The sequence below is a fragment of the Sphingomonas sp. LC-1 genome (genome assembly GCF_025371035.1).
GTDB lineage: Bacteria > Pseudomonadota > Alphaproteobacteria > Sphingomonadales > Sphingomonadaceae > Sphingomonas > Sphingomonas sanguinis_E.
In genome coordinates this window covers 327,029-349,870 of sequence record NZ_JANZXB010000003.1, presented here as the reverse complement: position 1 = coordinate 349,870, position 22,842 = coordinate 327,029, and the positions used below count along the sequence as shown (strand labels likewise).

The following is a 22,842-nucleotide window of genomic DNA, read 5'->3' as shown; positions in this document are numbered from 1 at the left end:
GCAGGAAGGGATGCTCCGTCGGGCGGAGGCCGAACCGGGCCAGGTCGCACAAGTTCCACGGGAGTCGGCGGACAAAAGGCCCGATGCGGAACAGCACTTCCCTCTTGCCGGGTGCGGCGCGACACGCCACCATTTCCGGCGATGCCCACCCTTCCCGCCGTCACCACCATTGCCCAGACCATCCAGTTGTCGCTGGCCCCCGTCTTCATGCTCGCCGCGATCGGGCAGTTGCTGAACGTGCTCGCCGGGCGGCTGGCGCGGGTCATCGACCGGGCACGCGGGCTGGAAATGATGATCCACAAGCTCGATGACGGGCCGGAGCGGTTGCGCCACAAATGGGAGCTGCGGCTGCTCGACCGGCGTATGTCGATCATCAACGCCGCGCTCTTCCTGGCGGTGTCGAGCGCGGTCATGGCGTGCATCGTCATCGCGGTCCTGTTCATCGCCAATCTCGGCAAATTCCACATCGGAACCTGGATCGCGCTGGCCTTCATCATGGCGGTGACCCTGCTGATCCTGTGCCTGATCGCCTTCATGATCGAGGTCCGAATTTCGCTGCGTGCGATCCATGTGCGCAAGGAAATCCTGGATTGATCGGCGCCAGGACCGAACGGCTGCTGCTGCAACTGGTCGTCGCGGTTGCCTGTCTGGTGCCGCTGTCGATCGGGGGGATCAGCGTGGCGAAGGGGCCCGGCTGGCTGGGTCATCCGCCTGCCATACCCACCGATCTGGACAGCCAGTTCCGCTATGTCTCGGGGATATTTCTGGGCTTGGGGCTGGCCTTCGTCACCTGCATCCCCGCGATCGAGCGAAAGGGCGCGCGGTTCCGCCTGCTCGGCCTGCTCGTCGTCGCGGGCGGGCTGGCGCGGGCACTGTCCTGGGCCATGGTCGGTGCGCCCTCGATCGGGCATCAGCTGGGATTGACCATGGAACTGGGCGTCGTCCCGCTTCTTATGCTGTGGCAGGGTCGCGTTTCGCGTATCTATCGCTGATTTCAGGAGCTTCGAGATGCGCGTTTCCCACCGGGCCTTTTCCCCCACCGGCGGCATATCGGCTATCGGCCAGGCTGGGCGGCCGATCATCGCATGAGAGTTGTGCGATGGATCGCCAAGGGGCTCGCCCTGATCCTGATACTCATCGGCCTCGCCGCGACGATCGTGCCGCATTATCTCGATCGCCTCTATTATGAAGGGCCGGAGAGCGGCCATTATGACGGAAAGCGCTTCTTCAACCCCGATGGCGATGCCGACACCTTTCGGATGCCGTCGCGCGGCGGGCGGAGCGGGTTTCTTTGGCGGCAACTGACCGGTGACGACGGACGCCCCGTCTGGCCCGAAACGGTGCCGGTCCGCCCCTCCCGACCCGAGGCACGGGTTCAGGGACAGCGCATGGTCGCGACCTGGATCGGGCACGCGACGGTGCTGGTGCAGACCCAGGGCCTCAACATCCTGACCGACCCCATCTATGCCGAGCGGGCCGGTCCCTTCGGCTTCGGCCCCAAACGGGTCGCGCAGCCGGGCGTGGCGTTCGACGATCTCCCCAGGATCGATCTCGTCGTCATCAGCCACAATCATTATGACCATCTCGACCAGGCGACGCTGAAAAAGCTTTGGCAGCGCGACCGGCCGCTGGTCGTCACCAGCCTGGGCAATGACAGCGTGATCGGACAGGTCGGTGTCCCCGCCATCGCGCTCGACTGGGGGCGCGAAAAGGCGATCCGGCCGGGTGTGTCGGTGGTCGTGACCCGCAACCATCATTGGGGCAGCCGCTGGTTCGCCGACCGCAATCGGGCGCTCTGGTCGAGTTTCGTCGTGAAGCTGCCGGGCGGGAACATCTTCTTTGCGGGGGACACCGGCATGGGCGACGGACGCTGGCCCGAGGAAGCGGCAAAGCTCGGTCCGGTGCGGTTGGCGCTGTTGCCGATCGGCGCATTCCGCTTCGTGCCTGGGCAGATGTCGGCAGGGAGCCATATCGGCCCACCACAGGCGGTACAGATTTTCGAGCGGCTGGGCGCTTCGACCGCGATCCCGATCCATTGGGGGACGTTCCGTCTCTCCTATGAGGCCTATGACACGCCGCCCAAGCTGCTTGATGCGGCGATGCGGTGCTCGGGCGCGCAGGGGCAGTTTGCGGCGGTTCGGCTGGGTGAGCCGGTGGAAATCGCGCCTTTCCGCGCGGCGGGCGCGGGGCGGACAGGCGATGCCACGATGAAGGCTTGCCTCGACACGCCGCAGGTTCGGGCTTTGCGATAGGCCAAGGGACTCCCTTGGCCTTCGACTGCACTCAGGCTGAACGGCGGGTAAGAATAGAGCGGGATGCAAACGCCCGTTCAGGCTAAGCGAAGTCGAAGCCCACGCCCCAATGCCGGAACCACTGGAACAAAAGCGCAACCGGACCCATATTCCCCCCATGGCGATCCAGATCCGCACCACCCTCGATGAGCCCGAAACCGGGGTCAGCTTCATCCCCCACCGTCCGTCGCGCCCCGAAAAGGCCGAAGGGGGCAAGCGTTTCGAGTTGGTCACCGACTATACCGCCAATGGCGACCAGCCGGCCGCTATTCGCGAACTGACCGCCGCGGCGCGCGCGGGCGACAAGGACCAGGTCCTGCTGGGCGTCACCGGCTCGGGCAAGACCTTCACCATGGCCAAGGTGATCGAGGAGTTGCAACGCCCCGCGCTGATCCTGGCGCCCAACAAGATCCTGGCGGCGCAGCTCTATGGGGAGTTCAAGAACTTTTTCCCCAACAACGCGGTCGAATATTTCGTCAGCTATTACGATTATTACCAGCCAGAGGCCTATGTGCCCCGGTCCGACACCTATATCGAGAAGGAAAGCTCGATCAACGAGTCGATCGACCGGATGCGCCACTCGGCGACGCGCGCGCTGCTGGAGCGCGACGACGTCATCATCGTCGCCTCGGTGTCGTGCCTCTATGGTATCGGTTCGGTCGAAACCTATTCGGCGATGATCTTCGACCTGAAGAAGGGTCAGAGCGTCGACCAGCGCGAGATCATCCGCAAGCTCGTCGCGCTTCAGTACAAGCGCAACGACGCCGCCTTCATGCGCGGCAATTTCCGGGTGAAGGGCGACAATCTTGAAATCTTCCCGTCGCATTATGAGGATTCGGCCTGGCGTATCTCGTTCTTCGGGGACGAAATCGAGGAGATTGTTGAGTTCGACCCGCTGACCGGCAAGAAGGTCGCGCATCTCAACTCGGTGCGCATCTACGCCAATAGCCACTATGTGACGCCGGGCCCGACGATGAAGCAGGCGGTCGAGGCGATCAAATTCGAGCTAACCGAACGGCTGAAGGAGCTGGAAATCGAGGGCAAGCTGCTGGAGCGCCAGCGGCTGGAGCAGCGGACCAATTTCGACCTGGAGATGATCGCCGCCACGGGCAGCTGCAACGGCATCGAGAATTACAGCCGCTTCCTGACCGGTCGCCTGCCCGGCGAGCCGCCGCCCACCCTGTTTGAGTATCTCCCCGAAAATGCGGTGCTGTTCGTCGACGAGAGCCATGTCACCATCGGCCAGATCAACGGCATGTCGCGCGGCGACCATCGGCGCAAGATCACGCTGGCCGAATATGGCTTCCGCCTGCCCTCCGCGATCGACAACCGGCCGTTGCGCTTCAACGAATGGGACGCGATGCGCCCGCAGACGGTCAGCGTCTCGGCCACGCCCGGCAATTGGGAAATGGAGCAGACAGGCGGCGTCTTTGTCGAACAGGTCATCCGCCCCACCGGCCTGATCGATCCGCCGGTCGAGATCAAGCCGGTCGAGGAACAGGTTCAGGACCTGATCATCGAGGCGCGCAAGACGACCGAGCTCGGCTATCGCACCCTCGTCACCACGCTGACCAAGCGGATGGCGGAGGACCTGACCGAATATATGCACGAGGCGGGGATCAAGGTCCGCTACATGCACTCCGACGTCGAGACGCTGGAGCGTATCGAGCTGATCCGCGACTTGCGGCTGGGCGTCTATGACGTACTGATCGGCATCAACCTGCTGCGCGAGGGGTTGGATATTCCCGAATGCGGGCTGGTCGCGATCCTCGACGCCGACAAGGAAGGCTTCCTGCGCTCCGAAACCTCGCTGATCCAGACGATCGGGCGCGCGGCGCGCAACGTCGATGGCCGCGTGATCCTCTATGCCGACCGGATCACCGGATCGATGGAACGCGCCATGTCGGAGACGTCACGGCGTCGCGAGAAGCAGATGGCCTATAATGCCGAACATGGCATCACACCGCAGACGATCCGCCGCCAGATCGGCGACATCATCGCGCATGTGGCGTCGGGCGATCAGGTGACCGTGCCGATCGACGAGGACCGTCCGCATATGGTCGGCCACAATCTGCGCGCCTATATCGAGGAACTCGAAAAGAAGATGCGCAAGGCCGCCGCCGACCTCGAATTCGAGGAAGCGGGCCGCTTGCGCGACGAAATCCGGCAGTTGGAGAATGAAGAACTGGGCCTGCCCGTCCACGAGCAGAAAGCCCCGATCATGGGCCGCTCCAACGAGGGCAAGCCGGGGACGCGCAAGACGCGGTTCGGGAAGAGCAAGAAGTTCGCCAGCGGGCGCAAAGCGAACTGACGCACCTGCTACAAAATAGTACTATTAGTGCTATTGATCGATCGCATGCCGATGCTATCCTGCACGCCGAAAGGATCGACATGCAGAGCATTGATGTGGATTTCGCCGTGTGGAAGGCACTGACCGCCCTGCGACGCGATGAAGCGCACAGCTACAATGATGTGCTCCGCGCTTTGTTGAACTTGCCAGCGGGCGAGGCGTCAGAGGCGATCACTGGTACAGGTCAAGAGGAGGAGGGATGCTATCTCAGCGGTCGATGGATGCCCAACGGCACGCAGCTTCGCGCGCAGTACAAGGGCCGGACGCATGAAGCGACAATCCAGAGCGGTCAGTTGACCGACGCAAGCGGTCTTGCGCATTCTTCGGCCTCGGCGGCGGCAAAGGCCGTCACATCGACCAACGTCAATGGTCTGATGTTCTGGTCCGTCAAAAGACCGGGTGACGAGACATGGCGTCGACTGGGTAACCTTCCGAAAAGATGGTGACGGGTGTGGACGGCCCCCAGTCACGAACCCGAAGCTATTGGCATGTGGCCGTTCAACCCATGCTCAGATTCTCGGTGCCGACGCCATAATATCCGGCGACGCGATCCGCATAAGCCTGGTCGAACACAGGCGCATTGTTGGCCCAGCTCGGTCCGCCCTCCAGCAGGCGACGATCGACGGTGATGACATATTGGTCGCCCACCGGATCGAACTGCAACAGGCTGAACGGCACGGGATAGAAGCTCTTGCCCATGCCCAGGAATCCGCCCAGCGCCAGCACCGCATGGGTCGCGCGGCCCGAGCGCTTATGGACCATGAAGGCATGGACCGCGCCGATCGTGTCGCCATCGCGGCTTTCCAGCTTCAACGTACCCGAGACATTGGACTGAACCAGGATCAGGGTCGGCGTGTCGTGATCGGCCATTCTTAATCTCCGTTTATCGCCCATCCAAACCCGTCAGAGCGAGGCCCGGTTCCGATGCCCGCCGCATCGGCACGGTCCGCCGCAGCATGGGGTTGAGCCGCGCGGCGCGCTTGCCCATAGGCTGGGCGCGATGCGTCGCCTGTCCCTTGCTTCCCTAGCCCCGACGATGGTCGTGGCCGCCGCCCTGTCCGGCTGTATCCCCGCCACGCCGCGTCCCGAGGCGCCGCCGCCCGCACGGACCGCGCCACAGCCCGCCCTGCCCGCGCCGCGCGCCGTTCTGGGTGCGGATTGGCGCGACTGGCCGCTTACGCCTGGCGACTGGCGGTATCAGCGGACCGCGCAAGGCTCGGTCGCGGTGTTCGGCGCGGCGGGTATGCCCCGGCTTTCGCTGAGCTGCGATCCGCGCGCGCGGCAGATCCGGCTCGATCGTCCGGCTGCGGTCGCCGGGGCGGTCACGATTCGCACTTCCAGCCTGACCCGGACGCTGACCCTGCGCGCGGCTGCGACCGGCGCGGAAACGACAATCGCCGCCAATGATTCGCTGCTCGACGCCATGGCGTTCAGCCGGGGGCGGTTCACCGTCGAGCAGAGCGGCCACATGCCGCTGGTCATTCCCGCTTATGCCGAGATCGGGCGTGTGATCGAAGATTGTCGGGGATGAGTCCCGGCCGTTTGGCGGGCGCAAGATGCTCGGACAAACATCGTTGCATTACAAGTCTTGTTTATCGCTTTCCGACTACGCACATTGCGATTGCGCACTTTGAAAGGGCGCGTTGGCTATCCACTAGCGAAAGGAGGTGATCCGATGTCTCATGGTTCAGCAAGGGGGTCGGTTCAGTTCGTTCGGGGGGCCGGTCTCTGACATTGATGGATGCGGTCGGGGGGTATTTTCCCCCAATCAACGGTCGCATCTGGATGTCATGAGGCCCGCATGGTCTCCCGGGCTGGAGCTCTCCGGCCGCTGACCATGTTTAGGGGTTGCCGGGTCGTCGTGATGACGCCCCGGCAGCCTCTTTTCATTTGGGGGGTAAGGCACGCCATAGATGCCACCCCCGCATAGGCTGAGGTCTTCGGGCGACATTCCGACTTCCGGGCCAATCGACATTCATGCCCTTCTTCACCTCGCAGGACGCGCCGCATGTCCGACGGGGGGGGGTATCGCGCCAGAGAGGAATTTGGCCAAACGCCGTTCGGCGCTTCGCACGATCCCCTCCCCTCTCGCCGAGGATCGTTGCGGAACTTGCCCTGGCATTCGCCCGACGCACCACCCCGGCAAAGGCCGGGCTCCACTTAAGCCGCGACCGGAGTGACGTGTCAGCGCCCCCTCAGCCGAATTCCGGCCTGGGCGGTGCGTCAGTCCGTCTTTTCCTCGCGATATTTCATTTCCAGGAAGCGGCCGCGCGTCGAAAGGCTATCGAGGTCGGCCTGGGCCAGACGCTGGGTCATGTCGCCAATCTCCTGTTCGATCAGCTTCAATCCGTCGACCAGCTGCGCGTCCGGCGTCCGCCCATTGCGCTCGACCCGGCGCAACGGCTCGGGCACCCGCTCATAGTCGCGTAGAAAGGCGGGGAGTTGTTCCCCGATCAGGCGACGGACCTCCATTGCCTCGGCAGTGTCATTGTCGACCCCCGCCAGTTGCGGCGACAGCGTGTCGAGCCGCTGGCCGATTCGGTCGACCAGTTGCACGGCGGGCGCGGGCAGCAATGGGCGCTGCGCCTCCAGCCAGCGTTCGGTCTGCGCGGGCAACGCCTTGATATCAACCTGCGCCAGCTTGGCCGGGGTCGGCGCGCGCGCGGCGGGGGCCAGGGCGATGGCAAGCGTCACCGCGATCATCAGCATCATCGCAGCCAGTGCCCCGAAAATGCCGATGCCGCCCGGCAGGATCAGGCCCGTCACCATCGCCGCGATCAGGATGGCGGCATTGGCGATAGCGATCAGGATCACCCGCTGCACGGCCGAGCGGGCGCGGCGTCGCACCCGCTTGACGGTCTGCTGCGCAGTGCCGCGATAATCCTGCGAGATGCGCGCCATCACTTCGCGCGCACGCTCGATCTGGGCATCGACCTCGTTCGAGCGGGGTGTGGTCACGGGCTTACAGCGCCTCCAGCTTGAACGACGACGATGCGCCGCCGGTCAGTTGCGGGTTTTGCGCCCCCTCGGCCCGCGCGATATAGCCCTTCGACTTCTCGACCTCGTTGCCCAGCGTCGTGACGGTGGTCTTCATCGAATCGAGTGCCTTCAGCTTGAAGCTGTCGATCGCGTCCATCGTGTCATAGATATTCTGGAAGGCGCGTTGCAGCGTCTCCAGCGGGATGGTCGAGGCCGCCGCCTGCTCGTGAATCTGCGCGGTCTGGCTGCGCAGCAGCTTGCCGGTCGAATCGATGATGTTGGCGGTGGTCGAGTTGAGCGCGGTGATCTGGTCGAGCACCAGCTTCTGATTGGCTAGCGCCTGCGCCACGGTGACCGCGGTGCGCAAAGCCGAGACGGTGGTGGTCGAGGCGCGGTCGACGCCCTTCACCAGCTCGACATTGTTCTTCTTGACCAGATCGAGCGCCAGATAGCCCTGCACCGTGACCGCCATCTGGGTCAGCAGGTCCTGAGTCCGCTGGCGCGTGTAGAACAAGGCGGTCTCGCGGATCGCCTTGGCTTTGGCGGGATCGGTGTGATCCAGCTCGTTGGCCGTATCCTCCAGCTTGGCGTCCATCGTCTTGGACAGATGGATCATCTGCTCCAGCCGCCCCATGGCCGACCAGAGGTTCGCCCGCTCGGTATCGATCGCGGCATTGTCCATCAGCAGTTCGTCACGGCCCGAGGACAGGCTCTTCAGGATCGCGGCGATATGCGTCTGCGACGAGCGATAGCCGTCGAAATAGTCGCGCATCTTGTTGCCGAAGGGCAGGATGCCGAGCAGCTTGCGCGGTGCCGAGAGATTGCCCTGCCGACCGGGATCGAGGCTTTCGACCACGCGGCGCAACTCGGTCAGGTCCTTGCCCACGCCGGTTTCGCCGTCCATCGCCTTGACCGGGCGGTCGAGGAAGCGGTTGGACTGGCTGGCCGCCTCGCGGATTTCCTTCTGCCCCATGGCGGTGATCGCATCGACGCGGCGCCCGAATTCGGGGCTGTTCACATCCTGCGCGATCAGCTCGGCGACGAAGCCGTCGACCTTCTGCTCGAGCTGGCTGCGCGTCTTGTCGTCCACGGGCACAAGCCCGGCGGCCTGGGACGGCGCGACCGTCGGCACGGGATCGGGCGGCGTGAGAGTCAGCCCCTTTTCCTGGGTCGCGGTGTCGGCGGTCGTGGCCATTCTCAAAGTCTCCAAATGCCTTGCCCCTAGTGTGGAGGGGATGGGCGCATGGTTCAAGTGTATTATAGGGCTAATACTATAGGACGTCTCTGCACGGCTTTCCCCTTCCCCGTCCAGCGTGAGCGAGGTTTGGGAGGACGGTCGCCCCCCCTCAGGCGTCGAACAACCCGTCCTGCGACCCGACCGGCGGGTTGAGACCCAGATGCTTCCACCCCCCGGCATTTAGGATTCGCCCCCGCGCCGTCCGCGCGAGCAGGCCGAGCTGGATCAGATAGGGCTCGATCACCTCCTCGATCGTGTCGCGCGGCTCGGACAGTCCGGCGGCGAGCGTCTCCACCCCCACCGGGCCGCCACGATACACATCGGCGATCATCGTCAGATAGCGCCGGTCCATCGCATCCAGCCCCAGCGCATCGACCTCCAGCCGGTTGAGCGCCTGGTCCGCCGCCGCCGCATGGACGATGTCATGTCCCGCAACGCTGGCAAAGTCGCGCACCCGGCGCAGCAACCGCCCGGCGATACGCGGCGTACCCCGCGAACGCCGCGCCACCTCCATCGCGCCATCCTCGGCGATCGGCAGGTCGAGCAGCCGCGCGGCACGGGTGACGACGCGGGTCAGTTCCTCGACCGTGTAGAATTGCAGCCGGACCGGAATGCCGAAACGATCCCGAAGCGGCGTGGTCAACAACCCCTGCCGCGTCGTCGCCCCCACCAGGGTGAAGCGCGGCAGATCGATCCGCACCGATCGTGCGGACGGTCCCTCGCCGATCATCAGGTCGAGGACGCGGTCCTCCATCGCCGGGTACAAGACTTCCTCGACCGCCGGTTGCAGACGGTGGATCTCGTCGATGAAGAGCACGTCGCCGTCCTCGAGATTGGTCAGCAGCGCGGCGAGGTCACCCGACTTGGCGATGACCGGGCCGGAAGTCGCGCGGAAACCCACGCCCATCTCGCGCGCGATGATCTGCGCCAGCGTCGTCTTGCCCAGCCCCGGCGGGCCAAAGAACAGGACATGGTCGAGCGCATCGCCGCGCCCGCGCGCCGCCTGGATGAAGACGCGCAGATTGTCGCGCGCCGCCTGCTGCCCGACGAACTCGTCCAGGCTTTTGGGACGGAGCGCGGCATCGACATCCTCGGGACGACGGCTGGCGGACAGAAGGCGGTCTTGGTCGGTCACGCGCGCTGCCCTAGCGAGCGGGCGGCGGGGTTGTCGAGCAAAGCGATGATGGCGACGTCAGCGAACATTGCACGAACATAGCAGGGGATAGGCGACAGGGACAGCCGCCGCAGCGACCGCACCAAACCTAGGTAGCGGACTTACCGCAGAATCGCGCTACAACAGATGCCATGCCGCAGGACATTTTTCTGGCAACCGCCATTCCGCCCGCCCTGGAAATCGCACTGGCCGAACGCTTCACGCTTCACCGCGACACGCCTCCACCGACCGCCCGCGTCATTGTCGGCGGCGGCATGATGACGGTCGATGCCGCGCTGCTCGATCAACTGCCGGCGTTGCAGATCATCGCGGTGCACGGAGTGGGTTTCGACGGGATCGACCGCGAAGCCGTCGCCGCACGCGGCATCCGGATCGCGATCACCCCCGATGCGCTGACCGACGATGTCGCGGATCAGGCCATTGCGCTGTGGCTGGCGGTCGATCGGCGGATCGCCGCCAATGACCGGGCCTTGCGGATGGGCAATTGGACGGTGCCGCTGGGCCGCCGGGCGACGGGGCGGCGGATCGGCATTTTCGGGCTGGGGCGGATCGGCCAGGCCATCGCCAGACGCGCCGAGCCCTTTGCCGCAGAGATCCTATACACTGCCCGCTCGGCCAAGCCGGTGGCGTGGCGCTACGTCCCCGAACTGGCGCAACTGGCGGAAGAGAGCGACGTGCTGATCCTCGCTGCGCCCGGTGGCACGGAGACGCACGGGGCGGTGGATGCGGAGGTGCTGGACCGGCTGGGTGCCGATGGCGTGCTGGTCAATATCGCACGCGGGAGCCTGGTCGACGAGGAGGCGCTGATCGCCGCGCTGGAGAGCCACCGGATCGCCGGGGCGGGGCTGGACGTGTTCGCCGACGAACCCGAGGTGCCCTATGCTCTGCGGCGGATGAACCATGTCGTGCTCGCTCCGCACCAGGGGAGCGCGACACGCGAGGGGCGGGCGGAAATGGCGCAGATGGTGATCGCCAATCTGGAGGCCCATTTCGACGGGCAGGAGCCGCCGGGGTTACTGGATTAACGAAGGCGCTTGGCCTTTTGGCCTCGACCCCCGCGTTACTTCGCCGCCTTGCGCAATGCCAGGCGAACCAGCGCATCGAGCGAGGCCGTCGCGCCCAATTCCTCTTCCGCCGCCGCCACCGCCGCGCTTGCCTCGGCGGGACGGAAGCCCAGGTTGAGCAGCGCGGACACCGCATCGGCCCCTGCTCCGACCGGTGCGGCCATGCCGCCACCCGATCCCGGTGCCAGCACGATCCCGCCGACCTTGTCCTTCAACTCCATGACGATCCGCTGGGCAAGCTTCGGTCCGACACCGTTGGCGCGGGCCACCATCGCCTTGTCGCCGCTGGCGATCGCACGCATCAGGTCGGCGGGCTCCAGCGCCGACAGGATCGCCAGCGCCACGCGCGACCCCACGCCCTGCACGCCGGTCAGCAAGCGAAACCAGTCGCGCTCGTCGGCGCTGGCGAAACCGACCAGGCGGATCGAATCCTCCGACACCAGCATCTCGGTATGCAGCATCGCCGCCTCGCCCACCGGGCCGATGGCAGACAGGGTGCGCGCCGAAGCGCCGACCAGATAGCCCACACCGCCGACATCGATCACCGCATGGTCGATACCGGTGGAGTCCAAACGTCCCTTGAGATGCGCGATCATGGCGTAGGGTTAGAACAAAACGGGGATTTCGTCACCCACTTCGATGAGACGCGAATCTGATTCACGCGAAGTCGCGATGACGCGAAGGAATAGATTTTCGCGCGGAGGCGCGGAGGACGCAGAGGTTTTTCGCCCGCCGCGCCAGCGGCCCTACAATCTCGATCGGTGCGTGAAGCGGATAATGCGCCAAACAGGTCGCCACCTCCGCGATCTCTGCGCCTCCGCGCGAAACCACCTTCTTCGCGGCATCGCGGCTTCGCGTGAACCGAAATTCCTAAACCGCCGAAGCCCGCCGCTGCATCGCCCGCGCACTTGCCAGATGGTGCGCATGGGTGATCGCCACCGCCAGCGCGTCCGCCGCGTCGGGGCCGGTCAGCTTCACGCCCGGCAGCAGATGGCCGACCATCGCCTGCACCTGCTTCTTGTCCGCGCCGCCGGTGCCGACCGTCGCCTTCTTGACGATGCTGGGGTGATATTCACCGACCACCAGCCCCGCCTGCGCCGCCGCGAGCAACACGATGCCACGCGCTTGCCCCAGTTTCAGCGTGGACTGCGCATTGCTGTTGCCCAGCACCTCTTCCACCGCCGCGCCGTCGGGCTGTTGCTGGCGGATCACGTCGTAGAGCGCGGCGTGCAGGTTCGCGAGGCGGCGGGGGAGCACCATCGACGGCTCGGTCTTGATTTGGCCGTTGGCGACGTGGCGCAGGCGGTTGCCCTCCACCGCGATCACCCCCCAGCCGGTGGTGCCGAGGCCGGGATCGAGGCCGAGGATGATGGCGGGGGGTACGGTCATGGGTCGCCTTGAGAGGGGTGATCTATGGTCCTGCCCCTCCACCACCGGTTTCACCCGGCGGTTTCCCTCCCCAGACTCTGTCTGGGGAGGATCAGGGTTCAGGCCAGCTTTTCCATCACTTCGTCGGAGACTTCGTAATTGCCCCAGACGGTCTGGACGTCATCGTCATCGTCCAGCGTGTCGATCAGCTTGAACAGCGTCGCCGCCGCCGCTTCGTCGACCGAGACCATGGTCTGCGGACGCCATGCGAGCTTGGCGCCTTCCGCCTCGCCCAGCACGGGCTCCAGCGCCTTGGCGACTTCGTGCAGATCGCCCTGCGCGGTCCAGATCTCGTGGCCGTCTTCCGACGAGGTCACGTCTTCGGCACCGGCCTCCAACGCCGCCTCGAACACCTTTTCGGCGTCGCCCGCGCTGGCGGGATAGTTGATCAGGCCCATCCGATCGAAACCATGGCTGACCGAACCACCGGCACCCAGGTTGCCGCCATTCTTCGATACCGCGGTGCGGACATTGGTCGCGGTGCGGTTGCGATTGTCGGTCAGCGCCTCGATGATCAGGCTGACGCCGCCGGGGCCGAAGCCCTCGTACCGGACTTCTTCGTAATTCTCTCCGTCGCCGCGCGAAGCCTTGTCGATCGCGCGCGCGATATTGTCCTTGGGCATCGACGCCGCCTTGGCCGCGTTGACGGCGGCGCGCAGACGCGGGTTCATGTCCGGGTCGGGCGTGCCCATCTTCGCCGCGACGGTGATTTCGCGGGAGAGCTTGGAGAATGCCGCCGAGCGCTTCTTATCCTGCGCGCCCTTGCGGTGCATGATGTTCTTGAATTTGCTGTGGCCTGCCATCGGTGCCTCTTGATATGATCGCGCTCTCTACGACCGCGACAGGGCCTTTGCCAACCCGTCGATCTTCGCCTCCAGACTATCGAGCCGTTCGGTGACCGCGTTGTCCAGCTTATGGTGCAGCCGCAATATGTCGATCTCGGCGCGCAAATTGGTGCGATAGTCGAGGCTGGCGGCCAGCCGATCCTTGGCCGACTGCCGATTCTGGCTCATCATGATGACCGGCGCCTGGATCGCCGCCAGCGTCGAGAGCATCAGGTTGAGGAAGATGTAGGGATAGGGATCGAAGACCAGCCCGAAATGGCTGAGCACGTCCGAGTTCAGCAGCATCCACCCGAGCAGGATCACCGAGAAGGTGATGATGAAGCCCCAGCTTCCCCCGACCGCCGCGACCCGGTCCGCCAGCCTTTCGCCCCAGGTCGAGGTCTCGTCCGCGACATCGGCGGCGTCGCGCGCGCTGAGATTGCCCGACTCGATATCGGCAATGACCTGGGCCTCTTCCTCATCCAGTTCGTGCGCGGGCTTGCCCAGCGTGCGGCGGGCGATTTCGGCGGCGGTCGACAGGGCCATGGGCGAAGGGCTCCGTTCAGGGAATCAAATGCCTTGCTCCTTGGGGCGTTGATCGGCCAAACGCCAGAGTCATGACGGTACGCGTGGATATGGGAACCGATGAGCGTGGCTCGTCGGTGCCGATCGATCTTGAGGAACTGCTGGCGACCCGCCTGCTGGTGCAGGGCAATTCGGGGTCGGGAAAGTCGCATCTGCTGCGCCGGTTGCTGGAAAAGTCGGCGGGCCAGGTGCAACAGGTGGTGATCGATCCCGAAGGCGATTTCGTCACCCTGTCCAAGGCCTATGGCCATGTCGTGATCGAGGCGGGCGACTATGCCGAGCGGGAGGTCGGACGCTTCGCCACGCGGATTCGCGAACATCGCGCCTCGGTGGTCCTAAGCCTGGAGGGGCTGGAGATTGAGGGGCAGATGCGCTGTGCCGCGACCTTCCTCAACGCGCTGTTCGACGCCCCGCGCGAGCATTGGTACCCCGCGCTGGTCGTGGTGGACGAGGCGCAGTTGTTCGCCCCCACCACCGGCGGCGAGGTGACCGAAGAGGTCCGCCGCGCCTCGCTCGCCGCCATGACCAATTTAATGTGTCGTGGGCGCAAGCGTGGCCTCGCGGGCGTGATCGCGACCCAGCGACTCGCCAAGCTCGCCAAGAACGTTGCCGCAGAGGCGTCCAACTTTCTGATGGGCCGCACCTTTCTCGACATCGACATGGCGCGCGCGGCCGACCTGCTGGGCATGGAGCGGCGGCAGGCCGACTCGATCCGCGATCTGGCGCGCGGCACCTTTCTGGCGCTCGGCCCCGCCGTCTCGCGTCGACCGATCACGGTTAAGATCGGCGCGGTCGAAACCTCGGCCCGCTCGGGCAGTCCCAAGCTGACCCCCCTGCCCGATGCGCCGCCGCCGGACCTGCAGGAACTGCTCTTCGCGCCGGTCGAGGAAGCACCGACCCTGCCCATGACCTTCGACCCGCGCCCGCGCCGGGTGCCCGCCGAGGAACTGATGGCCGATCTCGGCCGCCCGCCTTTGCCCACCACCGCCGCGCCACCCGCGCCGGAAATGGACGAAGGCGAAGTCGAGGCGATCTATGAACAGGTGCTGCGCGCGATCGTCGAGGACCCCGAATCGACCTTCCGCCCCGCCTCGGTCCTGTTCCAGGACTTTCAGGTGCGATGCCGCATGGCAGGGCTGGCCCGGCCACCGCTCGACCTGAACGGCTTTGCCCGCCGCCTGTCCTGCGCGCGGGCGGGGATTTTCGACGTCAACGATCCCGACTGGCAGGAAGCACTGGCGCTGGCCGGGATGCTGCCCGACGACATGCTGGGCGCGTTCCTGCTGGTCGCGCGCGCGGCGCGTGAGGGCCTGCCCTGCCCGCCGGATACCAAGATCGCCGAGACCTATGGCACCAGTTCGCTGGGCCGGGTGAAGCGGCTGATCGCCTATATCGAGAGCCGCGACCTGTTCGTGTGCCGCACCGACCTGACGGGGAAGCGGTCGATCACGATTCCGCGATTGGGCTGGACGACCCAGGCAGCGGAGATGGGGTGAGCGGTTCGCGTGGCCTTCGACTTCGCTCAGGCTGAACGGAGGTTGGGGAAGGGCAATCCTTCATATTGTCGCGAAGATTAGGGCTTGGGAGCCGAAGCCTTGTCCTTCAGTCGTGGCACCCAGATTGTGCACGACAGTCCTGGCACCAATGGCCTGCCATCCGGCATCCGCACGCGCTTGAAACAGCCCCCCAGAGGAAATTCACGCCCCAGCCATTTGCCCTCTGGGGTGTCCTGCTCATAAGATTCGATCCTATACCGCTCCAGGAACGCCCATAGCTTTTCCGCCGCCTCTCCGGCACAGATGTATTTGTGGCTTTCTTCGGTGTCACTGACGTAACCCGCATCAACGGCCTCCCCCAGACACGCTTCCATAAAAATCGGCATCTGTTCCGGGAAGGGCTTGTCGATCGCAGCGGAAAGCAGCGCGAAAGGGAGGATCAGCATAATGAAACAAGACATGCCCGATCACCCCACCGCCATCAAGCACCACCCCCGTTCAGCCTGAGCGAAGTCGAAGGCTACGCCCCACCGCCGCCACAAACAAAAAGGGCGGCGGAGCACTAGCCCCGCCGCCCTTCGCATTCTGAAACCGGAAAACCGGGATCAGATCATGCCCAGCGCCTTCATATACACTTCGAGGATGGCTTCCTCTTCCTGATATTCCTCACGCTTCTTCTTGCGGATCTGCATGATCTTCTTGATCGCCTTGGGGTCGTACCCGCGCGCCTTGGCTTCGGCGAAGACGTCCTTGATGTCGTCCGAAATGCCCTTCTTCTCTTCTTCCAGCCGCTCGGCCCGCTCGATCAGCAGGCGCAGCTCGTCGGCCGTCACATTGCCGCTGCTGTCGTAATTGTCGTCCGCCATCGTCTTAACCCTCTGAATACCGATAGGCCCGCATGACCGAATCCATGTCGCGGCCCGTACCTGCCCCCTCAATCAAGCGAAGGTCGGTCTGGCGCGGCCGGATCAGGCCCCATGTCGGGATCGGCGGCGGGTCTAGGCGCTTAACGCGACATGCTCAAGCGGGCATGTTCGTCAGGCGTTCTTCTTCACGCTTTCGGCCATGCGCGCCAGCTGCTCGGGCGTCGCTTCGCCCTGATGCTGCGCCTTCCACTGGTCATAGGGCATGCCATAGATCGCTTCGCGCGCGGTCGCCTTGTCGACCCCTGCGGCCTCGCCCACCCAGTCGGACAGGCAGTTGCGGCAAAAGCCCGCCAGCCCCATCAGGTCGACATTCTGCGCATCGGTCCGGTGGCGCAGATGCAGGACCAGCCGCCGAAAGGCCGCCGCCGCCGCATTGTCATCGATTGCATTCAACGCATCCACTGCATCGGCCATATTCGTCTCTCCAAGGTTGATCGCGCCGCATTAGGCTTTAGGACGCACCCAGAAAAGAAGCAGGATGTAAGATGACCCAGGCCCTCCCCCCGCGTTCGCGAAAAGTCCGCGTTCTTGCCACGCTTGGCCCGGCCAGCAGCGATCCCGAAATGATCGCCACCCTGTTTCAGGCAGGGGCCGACGCCTTCCGAATCAATATGAGCCATGGCGACCAGCAGTCCAAGGTTCCGCTGATCCAGGCGATCCGCGCGCTCGAGGAGCGGTTCGGTCGCCCGACCACGATCCTCGCCGATCTTCAGGGCCCCAAGCTGCGCGTCGGCAAGTTCGCCGAAGGCAAGGTGACGCTGGAAACCGGCAGCACCTTCGTGCTCGACCGCGATCCGACGCCGGGCGACGCCACCCGTGTCGAACTGCCCCACAAGGAGATCTTCGCCGCGATCGAGCCGGGCGCGCGCCTGCTTCTCGACGACGGCAAGCTGGTGCTGCGCGTCGCCTTCCACGACGATCAGAAGATCACCACCCTGGTCGAGGTCGGCGGCGCGCTGTCGAACAACAAGGGGCTGAACGTTCCCGACGTGGTGCTGCCCATGGCCGCGCTGACCGAGAAGGACCGTTCGGACCTGGCCTTCGCGGTCGAACAGGGCGTCGACTGGATCGCGCTGTCCTTCGTCCAGCGGCCCGAGGATCTGATGGAGGCGCGCGGCCTGATCAAGGGGCGCGCCGCGCTGCTCGCCAAGATCGAGAAGCCGCAGGCGATCGACCGGCTGGAGGAAATCGTCGAGCAGTGCGACGGCGTGATGGTCGCACGCGGCGACCTGGGCGTCGAGCTGCCGCCCCAGGCCGTCCCGCCGCTCCAGAAGCGCATCGTCGAGGTGTCGCGCCGCATGGGCCGCCCGGTCGTCGTCGCGACCCAGATGCTCGAGTCGATGATCCAGAGCCCTTCGCCCACCCGCGCCGAGGTGTCGGACGTGGCGACCGCCATCTATGACGGCGCCGACGCGATCATGCTGTCGGCCGAATCGGCGGCGGGTGCATGGCCGGTCGAATCGGTCGCGATGATGAACGCGATCGGCGTGTCGGTGGAAAGCGATCCCGGTCACGGCGAGCGCGTCCACTTCACCGCGATGACTCCCGACCCGACCACCGCCGATGCACTGGCGGAGGCGGCCGCACGGATCACCAATACCGTGTCGTCCAAGGCGATCATCTGCTTCACCTCCAGCGGCTCGACCGCCCGGCGCGTGGCGCGGGAGCGTCCCCTGGTGCCGATCCTGGTCCTGACCCCGCGGCTGGAGACGGCACGTCGCCTGGGCCTGCTCTGGGGCTGTCACGCGGTGCATACCCGTGACGTCGAGTCGTTCGAAGAGATGGTCGCCAAGTCCAAGCGCATGGCGCTGCGCCATGGCATCGCCGAAGCGGGCAATCAGGTCGTGCTGATGGCGGGCGTCCCGTTCCGCACGCCGGGCTCGACCAATGTGCTGCACGTCACCCGGATCATGGGCGACGAACTGGCGAGCTACGGGGATCGCAGCGAAGAGGCGTAAGCCACTTAATTACCCGGTGAGATGGCCGGGATAAGGGAATCGGGGCGGCAGCGCGAACAGCGCCTGCCGCCCCTTTTCAATCGGTGTGGCGACGAACTGGTCGCCGGCACGTTGGTGGCCGCCGATCAGCTTATATCTACGATTCGGGCCAGCTTGCCGTCCGCGATCGCCAAGAACGAAGCACCTCGCATCGCGATCGGCCTGAACGATGGCAGTGCGCACCGCCTGATGACGGGTGACGAACATCGACGCGGCCTGCTCCGCCAGCGTGGCAAAGGCCGCCCGGCCCTCGATCCTCATGCTTTGATCGGCATTGGAGACATTCTCGAACACCACGCCCTCGTCCACACAGGCCACCAGTGCGGCGACGTCCTAGCGGTTATACGCGGCAAGATAGCGTTGAATGACGGCAGGCAGCGTCACAGACCATGTCCCTTCTTCCCGAAGCGCAGCCGCCCAACATGATTCCGGGCGGCAAGCCCGCGCTTGTCCTCGATATTGGAAGATGCCACGCGGCATCGGTTCACTTGGACGGACCCGACCTGACGTATCAGGCCGGGCGATTAAATCGTCCGATGGTCGCGATCGCGATGTGAACCGGGTGGGTCATGATGCGATTATGCCAGCTTGGGCGGGATTGTCGAGATCGTCGCCGATCGTTCGGGCCGCCTATATCAGCGGCAGGAACAGCTCCGCCACCGCCTCATGCTCCGCGACGTCCGGAAAGAGGCTCAGGCGCTGGCAGTAGAGCGGGAAATCGCGCGCTTCTTCTCCGCTTTCCGGTAGCCAGTCGCGGTAAAGATATAATGCAGCGGGCTCCAGATTGTCGGTGTTGCCGACGACGCGCAGCACGGCGCATCGTCCGCCGGGAATGAGCCCCGCCTCGATCCGCTCACCATGCGCTTCGATCGGTCGTTCGATCCCGACGCACAAATCCATGCGATACTCGGCCGGGGGTGTGGTTCGCGGGTCCGAGTGGAAGATATTGAAGGTCGGGCTGGTCTTGGGCGACAAACCGCACGCTTTGCGCCAGGCGATGAAACGCTGGATGGTCGCGCCGATCGTCATCGGATCGCCGCGATGCTCCAGGATCGCCACCGGCATCGGGGGCACGTCACGGATCGTCACATCGTCAGCGGTGTAGTGGGTCTGCATGAGCTTGCTCCTCGCTTTGTCGAGTGGCCCGAAGGCCCCAAGCCACGGCTCCCATTCGGGAGTCTTACGGAAAGACGATGGCGATTGGCCGAACCGCTGCCGAAAGGCGCGGGCAAAGGCATCGGGTGCATCATAACCGGCATCCATCGCGATATCCGTAATGCTCTCCCCATCACGATAGGCCAGCCGATAGGATGCCCGTTTCATGCGGGCGAGCTGGATGTAGCGATGTAGAGTGAGCCCGAAGGTCGCCGAGAACTGCCGGTGGAAGTGGAATTTCGAGAAGGCAGCAATGCCGCTGATCCTATCCAGATCCAGCTCGTCATCGAGATGCCGGTCGATATGATCCAGCACCCGTTGCATCCGCCCATGGTAGTTGCGAAGCGCCGCCCTCATCGTCCTGTCCTCCGTGGCGATGACAGCTAGACCTTCGTCTCGAAACCGCGCTCGACCGATCTTGCGCTTCACGCATAGCAGAAGGGGCGGACATCTTGCGATGCCCGCCCCCCTTTCATCATCCGGTGACAACCGATCAGATGTGGATCGGCTTGCCCTGCACCGCCATGGCGGCTTCCTTGAGCGCCTCGGCATGGGTCGGGTGCGCGTGGCAGGTATAGGCGATGTCTTCCGACGTTGCGCCGAATTCCATCGCCTGGGCGGCCTGCGCGATCATTGTGCCGGCCAGCGAGGAGATGATCCACACGCCCAGCACGCGGTCGGTCTTGGCGTCGGCGATGACCTTCACGAAGCCGTCGGTGTCGCGGTTGGTCTTGGCGCGGCTGTTCGCCATGAAGGGGAACTTGCCGACCTTCACTTCGCCCTTTTCCTTGGCGGCCTCTTCCGACAAGCCGACGCCGGCGATTTCGGGCATGGTGTAGACGACGCTGGGGATGACGTCGTGGTTCACGATGCCGGTCTGGCCCGCGATGTTCTCGGCCACCGCGACGCCTTCGTCCTCGGCCTTGTGGGCGAGCATCAGGCCCGGCGCCACGTCGCCAATCGCCCAGATGCCGTCGACATTGGTCGCGAAGTCATGGTCGATGGCGACCTGACCGCGATCGGTCAGCTTCACGCCGGCGGCCTCCAGGTTCAGGCCGTCGATGTTCGGCTTGCGGCCGATCGCGACCAGCACGGCATCGGCCGACAGCGTTTCCGCCGCACCGCCAGCCGCCGGTTCGACCGATACGGTCGCGCGATCGCCCTCGACGGTGACGCCGGTCACCTTGGTCGAGGTCTTCAGCTCCATGCCCTGCTTCTTGAACAGCTTGGCCGATTCCTTGCGGACCTCGCCGTCGAAGCCGGGGAGGATCTGGTCGAGATATTCGACGACCGTGACCTTGGCTCCCAGACGACGCCAGACCGAGCCCAGCTCAAGCCCGATCACGCCGCCGCCGATGACGACCAGATGCTCGGGCACCTTGGGCAGCGCCAGCGCGCCGGTCGAGTCGACCACGACCTTCTGGTCGATCTCGACGCCCGGCAGCGGGGTCACGACCGAGCCGGTCGCGATCACGATGTCGCGCGCGGTGACGGTTTGGTCGCCGACCGTGACCGTGCTCGAATCCTGGAACGCGGCCTTACCCTTCAGCCAGGTGACCTTGTTCTTCTTGAACAGATATTCGATGCCGCCGGTCAGCTCGCCGACCGCCTTGGCCTTTTCGGCATGCATCTGGTCGAGGTTGAGCTTCGCGCCCTCGATCTCGACACCGAACTTCGCAAGGGCACCATGCGACGCTTCCTCGAACAGTTCGGAGGCGTGGAGCAGCGCCTTGGACGGGATGCAGCCGACATTGAGGCAGGTGCCGCCCAGCGTCTCGCGCGACTCGGCGCACGCGGTCTTCAGGCCCAGCTGCGCCGCGCGGATCGCCGCAACATAGCCGCCGGGGCCAGCGCCGATCACCAGGACGTCATAGTCATACTCAGCCATTTGTCTCTCCCGTTCCCCGGCCTTCGGGGTCCAGCCTGCGGGCGCACCCGCCTTCACACAGCAATAACGGACCCTCGCCGGTGCAAGGGTCCGTATAGGTCACAAACCGATCAGAGGTCGATCAGGATGCGGGTCGGGTCCTGGATCGCGTTCTTCAACGCGACCAGGAAGGTCACCGCCTCGCGGCCGTCGATGATGCGATGGTCATAGGACAGCGCCAGGTACATCATCGGGCGGATGACGATCTGGCCGTCGACGACGACCGGGCGCTCCTCGATGCGGTGGAGGCCCAGCACCGCCGACTGGGGCGGGTTAATGATCGGGGTCGACATCAGCGAGCCGAACACGCCGCCGTTCGAGATGGTGAAGGTGCCGCCCTTCATCTCTTCCATCTTCAGCGTCCCGTCCTTGGCGCGCTTGCCGAAGTCGCCGATCGTCTTTTCGATGCCCGCGACCGTCAGGTCCTGCGCATCGCGGATCACCGGCACGACCAGGCCGTTCGGGGCCGAGACGGCGACCGAGATGTCGGCATAGTCGTGATAGACGATCTCATCGCCCTCGATCGAGGCGTTGACCGAAGGAATGTCCTTCAGCGCCATGGTCGCGGCCTTCACGAAGAAGCCCATGAAGCCCAGGCGGACGCCATGCTTCTTCTCGAACAGGTCCTTATACTTGGCGCGCGCCTCGATCACCGCGGTCATGTCGACGTCGTTGAACGTCGTCAGCATCGCGGCGGTGTTCTGCGCTTCCTTCAGGCGCTTGGCGATCGTCTGACGCAGGCGCGTCATCTTCACGCGCTCTTCCTTGCGCGCCGAACCGGCGGGGGCAGCAGCCGGAGCAGCGGCGGCCGGGGCCGGGGCGCTCGACTTGTTCGCGGCGGCGGCGGCGACGTCTTCCTTGGTGATGCGGCCGTCCTTGCCGGTGCCCTTGATCGTCGCGGGGTCGAGGCCATGCTCGAGCACCGCACGGCGCACCGACGGCGAGAGCGCTGCGGGCGAGTCGCTCGACTCGTCAGCGGCCGGCGCAGCGGCAGGTGCCGGAGCGGCAGCCGCCGGAGCTGCGGTCACGGCAGGCGTCGCCGCTTCGGTCTTGGCCGGAGCCGAGCCACCCGCATCGACGGTCGCCAGCAGCGCGCCGACCTGCACCGTGTCGCCGACCTTCACGGCATGCTCGCCCATGACACCCGCCACCGGCGAGGGCACTTCGACCGAGACCTTGTCGGTCTCCAGGCTCGCGATCGGCTCGTCCACCGCCACCGCGTCACCCGGCTGCTTCAGCCATTCGCCCAGCGTCGCTTCGGAGATCGATTCGCCCAGTACCGGGACCAGAACTTCAGTCGCCATTTCCATTTCCTCCGCCCGGTCCATCGACCGGGGCTCTTACGCGGGCGGGCAAAGCGCCCGCGCCAGATTTCATCCCTCCCCGGCCCCTGAAGGACCGGGGAATTC

General features: G+C 65.2%; 25 protein-coding genes. 10 read left to right on the top strand and 15 right to left on the bottom strand.

Annotated features, from left to right (window positions below; translation table 11 throughout):
* Positions 1–141 precede the first annotated feature (141 nt).
* The 5 genes from NZL82_RS06525 (at position 142) to NZL82_RS06505 (ending at position 5,087) form a co-directional block, all read left to right on the top strand.
* The gene (locus tag NZL82_RS06525) at positions 142–594 is read left to right on the top strand and encodes a DUF2721 domain-containing protein (protein WP_261268962.1); all 453 of its coding nucleotides are present in this window, start codon (positions 142–144) and stop codon (positions 592–594) included.
* On the top strand, positions 591–992 hold the full coding sequence (locus NZL82_RS06520) for a DUF4345 domain-containing protein (protein WP_261268961.1): 402 nt from the start codon (positions 591–593) through the stop codon (positions 990–992). The genes NZL82_RS06525 and NZL82_RS06520 overlap by 4 nt, the downstream gene beginning before the upstream one ends.
* Positions 993–1,085: 93 nt before the next feature.
* The gene (locus NZL82_RS06515; RefSeq protein ID WP_261268960.1) at positions 1,086–2,252 is read left to right on the top strand and encodes an MBL fold metallo-hydrolase; all 1,167 of its coding nucleotides are present in this window, start codon (positions 1,086–1,088) and stop codon (positions 2,250–2,252) included.
* Positions 2,253–2,409: 157 nt separating this feature from the next.
* A complete protein-coding gene (gene uvrB, locus NZL82_RS06510; RefSeq protein ID WP_261268959.1) occupies positions 2,410–4,602 on the top strand; it encodes an excinuclease ABC subunit UvrB in 2,193 nt (730 codons plus the stop codon).
* Positions 4,603–4,682: 80 nt separating this feature from the next.
* A complete protein-coding gene (locus NZL82_RS06505) occupies positions 4,683–5,087 on the top strand; it encodes a DUF2924 domain-containing protein (protein ID WP_261268958.1) in 405 nt (134 codons plus the stop codon).
* Positions 5,088–5,139: 52 nt separating this feature from the next.
* Here NZL82_RS06505 and NZL82_RS06500 read toward each other — a convergent pair whose 3' ends face one another.
* On the bottom strand, positions 5,140–5,511 hold the full coding sequence (locus NZL82_RS06500) for a PRC-barrel domain-containing protein (protein ID WP_261268957.1): 372 nt from the start codon (positions 5,509–5,511) through the stop codon (positions 5,140–5,142).
* 130 nt (positions 5,512–5,641) lie between these two features.
* On the opposite strand from NZL82_RS06500, the gene NZL82_RS06495 reads away from it, so the two are divergent.
* Positions 5,642–6,172 carry a hypothetical protein gene (locus tag NZL82_RS06495; RefSeq protein ID WP_261268956.1) on the top strand — a complete coding sequence of 177 codons (531 nt, stop codon included), beginning with the start codon at positions 5,642–5,644 and terminating at the stop codon, positions 6,170–6,172.
* Between the two features lie 692 nt (positions 6,173–6,864).
* Here the strand turns inward: NZL82_RS06495 and NZL82_RS06490 are convergent.
* The 3 genes from NZL82_RS06490 to ruvB all read right to left on the bottom strand — a co-directional run bounded on the left by NZL82_RS06490 (position 6,865) and on the right by ruvB (position 9,992).
* Positions 6,865–7,599: a hypothetical protein gene (locus NZL82_RS06490; RefSeq protein WP_261268955.1), complete on the bottom strand. Its 735-nt coding sequence runs from the start codon at positions 7,597–7,599 to the stop codon at positions 6,865–6,867.
* 4 nt (positions 7,600–7,603) lie between these two features.
* Positions 7,604–8,815 (bottom strand): toxic anion resistance protein, encoded by a 1,212-nt coding sequence (locus NZL82_RS06485; RefSeq protein ID WP_261268954.1) that lies wholly within the window; start codon positions 8,813–8,815, stop codon positions 7,604–7,606.
* Between the two features lie 151 nt (positions 8,816–8,966).
* Positions 8,967–9,992, bottom strand: coding sequence for a Holliday junction branch migration DNA helicase RuvB (ruvB, locus tag NZL82_RS06480; RefSeq protein ID WP_261268953.1), 1,026 nt, complete (start codon positions 9,990–9,992; stop codon positions 8,967–8,969).
* A 170-nt stretch (positions 9,993–10,162) separates the two neighbouring features.
* Between ruvB and NZL82_RS06475 the strand changes: the two genes are divergently transcribed.
* The gene (locus NZL82_RS06475; protein WP_261268952.1) at positions 10,163–11,056 is read left to right on the top strand and encodes a 2-hydroxyacid dehydrogenase; all 894 of its coding nucleotides are present in this window, start codon (positions 10,163–10,165) and stop codon (positions 11,054–11,056) included.
* 35 nt (positions 11,057–11,091) lie between these two features.
* Here NZL82_RS06475 and ruvA read toward each other — a convergent pair whose 3' ends face one another.
* The 4 genes from ruvA to NZL82_RS06455 form a co-directional block, all read right to left on the bottom strand.
* Positions 11,092–11,691 carry a Holliday junction branch migration protein RuvA gene (gene ruvA, locus NZL82_RS06470; RefSeq protein WP_261268951.1) on the bottom strand — a complete coding sequence of 200 codons (600 nt, stop codon included), beginning with the start codon at positions 11,689–11,691 and terminating at the stop codon, positions 11,092–11,094.
* A gap of 274 nt (positions 11,692–11,965) precedes the next feature.
* Entirely contained in the window at positions 11,966–12,484 is a 519-nt protein-coding gene (gene ruvC / locus NZL82_RS06465) for a crossover junction endodeoxyribonuclease RuvC (RefSeq protein ID WP_261268950.1), read from the bottom strand.
* 98 nt (positions 12,485–12,582) lie between these two features.
* Positions 12,583–13,326, bottom strand: a complete 744-nt coding sequence (locus NZL82_RS06460) for a YebC/PmpR family DNA-binding transcriptional regulator (RefSeq protein ID WP_056437018.1) — start codon at positions 13,324–13,326, stop codon at positions 12,583–12,585.
* A gap of 27 nt (positions 13,327–13,353) precedes the next feature.
* The gene (locus NZL82_RS06455; RefSeq protein WP_261268949.1) at positions 13,354–13,893 is read right to left on the bottom strand and encodes a DUF1003 domain-containing protein; all 540 of its coding nucleotides are present in this window, start codon (positions 13,891–13,893) and stop codon (positions 13,354–13,356) included.
* A 71-nt stretch (positions 13,894–13,964) separates the two neighbouring features.
* Between NZL82_RS06455 and NZL82_RS06450 the strand changes: the two genes are divergently transcribed.
* Positions 13,965–15,428, top strand: a complete 1,464-nt coding sequence (locus NZL82_RS06450; protein ID WP_261268948.1) for an ATP-binding protein — start codon at positions 13,965–13,967, stop codon at positions 15,426–15,428.
* A gap of 77 nt (positions 15,429–15,505) precedes the next feature.
* Here the strand turns inward: NZL82_RS06450 and NZL82_RS06445 are convergent, their stop codons facing one another.
* The 3 genes from NZL82_RS06445 to NZL82_RS06435 form a co-directional block, all read right to left on the bottom strand.
* The gene (locus NZL82_RS06445) at positions 15,506–15,874 is read right to left on the bottom strand and encodes a hypothetical protein (protein WP_261268947.1); all 369 of its coding nucleotides are present in this window, start codon (positions 15,872–15,874) and stop codon (positions 15,506–15,508) included.
* A 159-nt stretch (positions 15,875–16,033) separates the two neighbouring features.
* Entirely contained in the window at positions 16,034–16,294 is a 261-nt protein-coding gene (locus tag NZL82_RS06440) for a DUF2312 domain-containing protein (RefSeq protein ID WP_261268946.1), read from the bottom strand.
* A gap of 171 nt (positions 16,295–16,465) precedes the next feature.
* On the bottom strand, positions 16,466–16,768 hold the full coding sequence (locus NZL82_RS06435) for a DUF1244 domain-containing protein (protein WP_261268945.1): 303 nt from the start codon (positions 16,766–16,768) through the stop codon (positions 16,466–16,468).
* Between the two features lie 71 nt (positions 16,769–16,839).
* On the opposite strand from NZL82_RS06435, the gene pyk reads away from it, so the two are divergent.
* Positions 16,840–18,312 carry a pyruvate kinase gene (gene pyk / locus NZL82_RS06430; RefSeq protein ID WP_261268944.1) on the top strand — a complete coding sequence of 491 codons (1,473 nt, stop codon included), beginning with the start codon at positions 16,840–16,842 and terminating at the stop codon, positions 18,310–18,312.
* 9 nt (positions 18,313–18,321) lie between these two features.
* On the opposite strand, the gene NZL82_RS06425 is transcribed toward pyk, so the two are convergent.
* Positions 18,322–18,660, bottom strand: coding sequence for a hypothetical protein (locus NZL82_RS06425; protein WP_261268943.1), 339 nt, complete (start codon positions 18,658–18,660; stop codon positions 18,322–18,324).
* An 80-nt stretch (positions 18,661–18,740) separates the two neighbouring features.
* Here NZL82_RS06425 and NZL82_RS06420 point away from each other — a divergent pair, with 80 nt between their 5' ends.
* Positions 18,741–18,908 (top strand): hypothetical protein, encoded by a 168-nt coding sequence (locus NZL82_RS06420; protein ID WP_261268942.1) that lies wholly within the window; start codon positions 18,741–18,743, stop codon positions 18,906–18,908.
* A 73-nt stretch (positions 18,909–18,981) separates the two neighbouring features.
* On the opposite strand, the gene NZL82_RS06415 is transcribed toward NZL82_RS06420, so the two are convergent.
* From NZL82_RS06415 to odhB, 3 genes are all read right to left on the bottom strand, one after another.
* Positions 18,982–19,863: a GyrI-like domain-containing protein gene (locus NZL82_RS06415; RefSeq protein WP_261268941.1), complete on the bottom strand. Its 882-nt coding sequence runs from the start codon at positions 19,861–19,863 to the stop codon at positions 18,982–18,984.
* 136 nt (positions 19,864–19,999) lie between these two features.
* Entirely contained in the window at positions 20,000–21,394 is a 1,395-nt protein-coding gene (lpdA, locus tag NZL82_RS06410) for a dihydrolipoyl dehydrogenase (RefSeq protein ID WP_261268940.1), read from the bottom strand.
* Between the two features lie 110 nt (positions 21,395–21,504).
* Positions 21,505–22,737, bottom strand: a complete 1,233-nt coding sequence (odhB, locus tag NZL82_RS06405; RefSeq protein ID WP_261268939.1) for a 2-oxoglutarate dehydrogenase complex dihydrolipoyllysine-residue succinyltransferase — start codon at positions 22,735–22,737, stop codon at positions 21,505–21,507.
* Between the last annotated feature and the right edge of the window lie 105 nt (positions 22,738–22,842).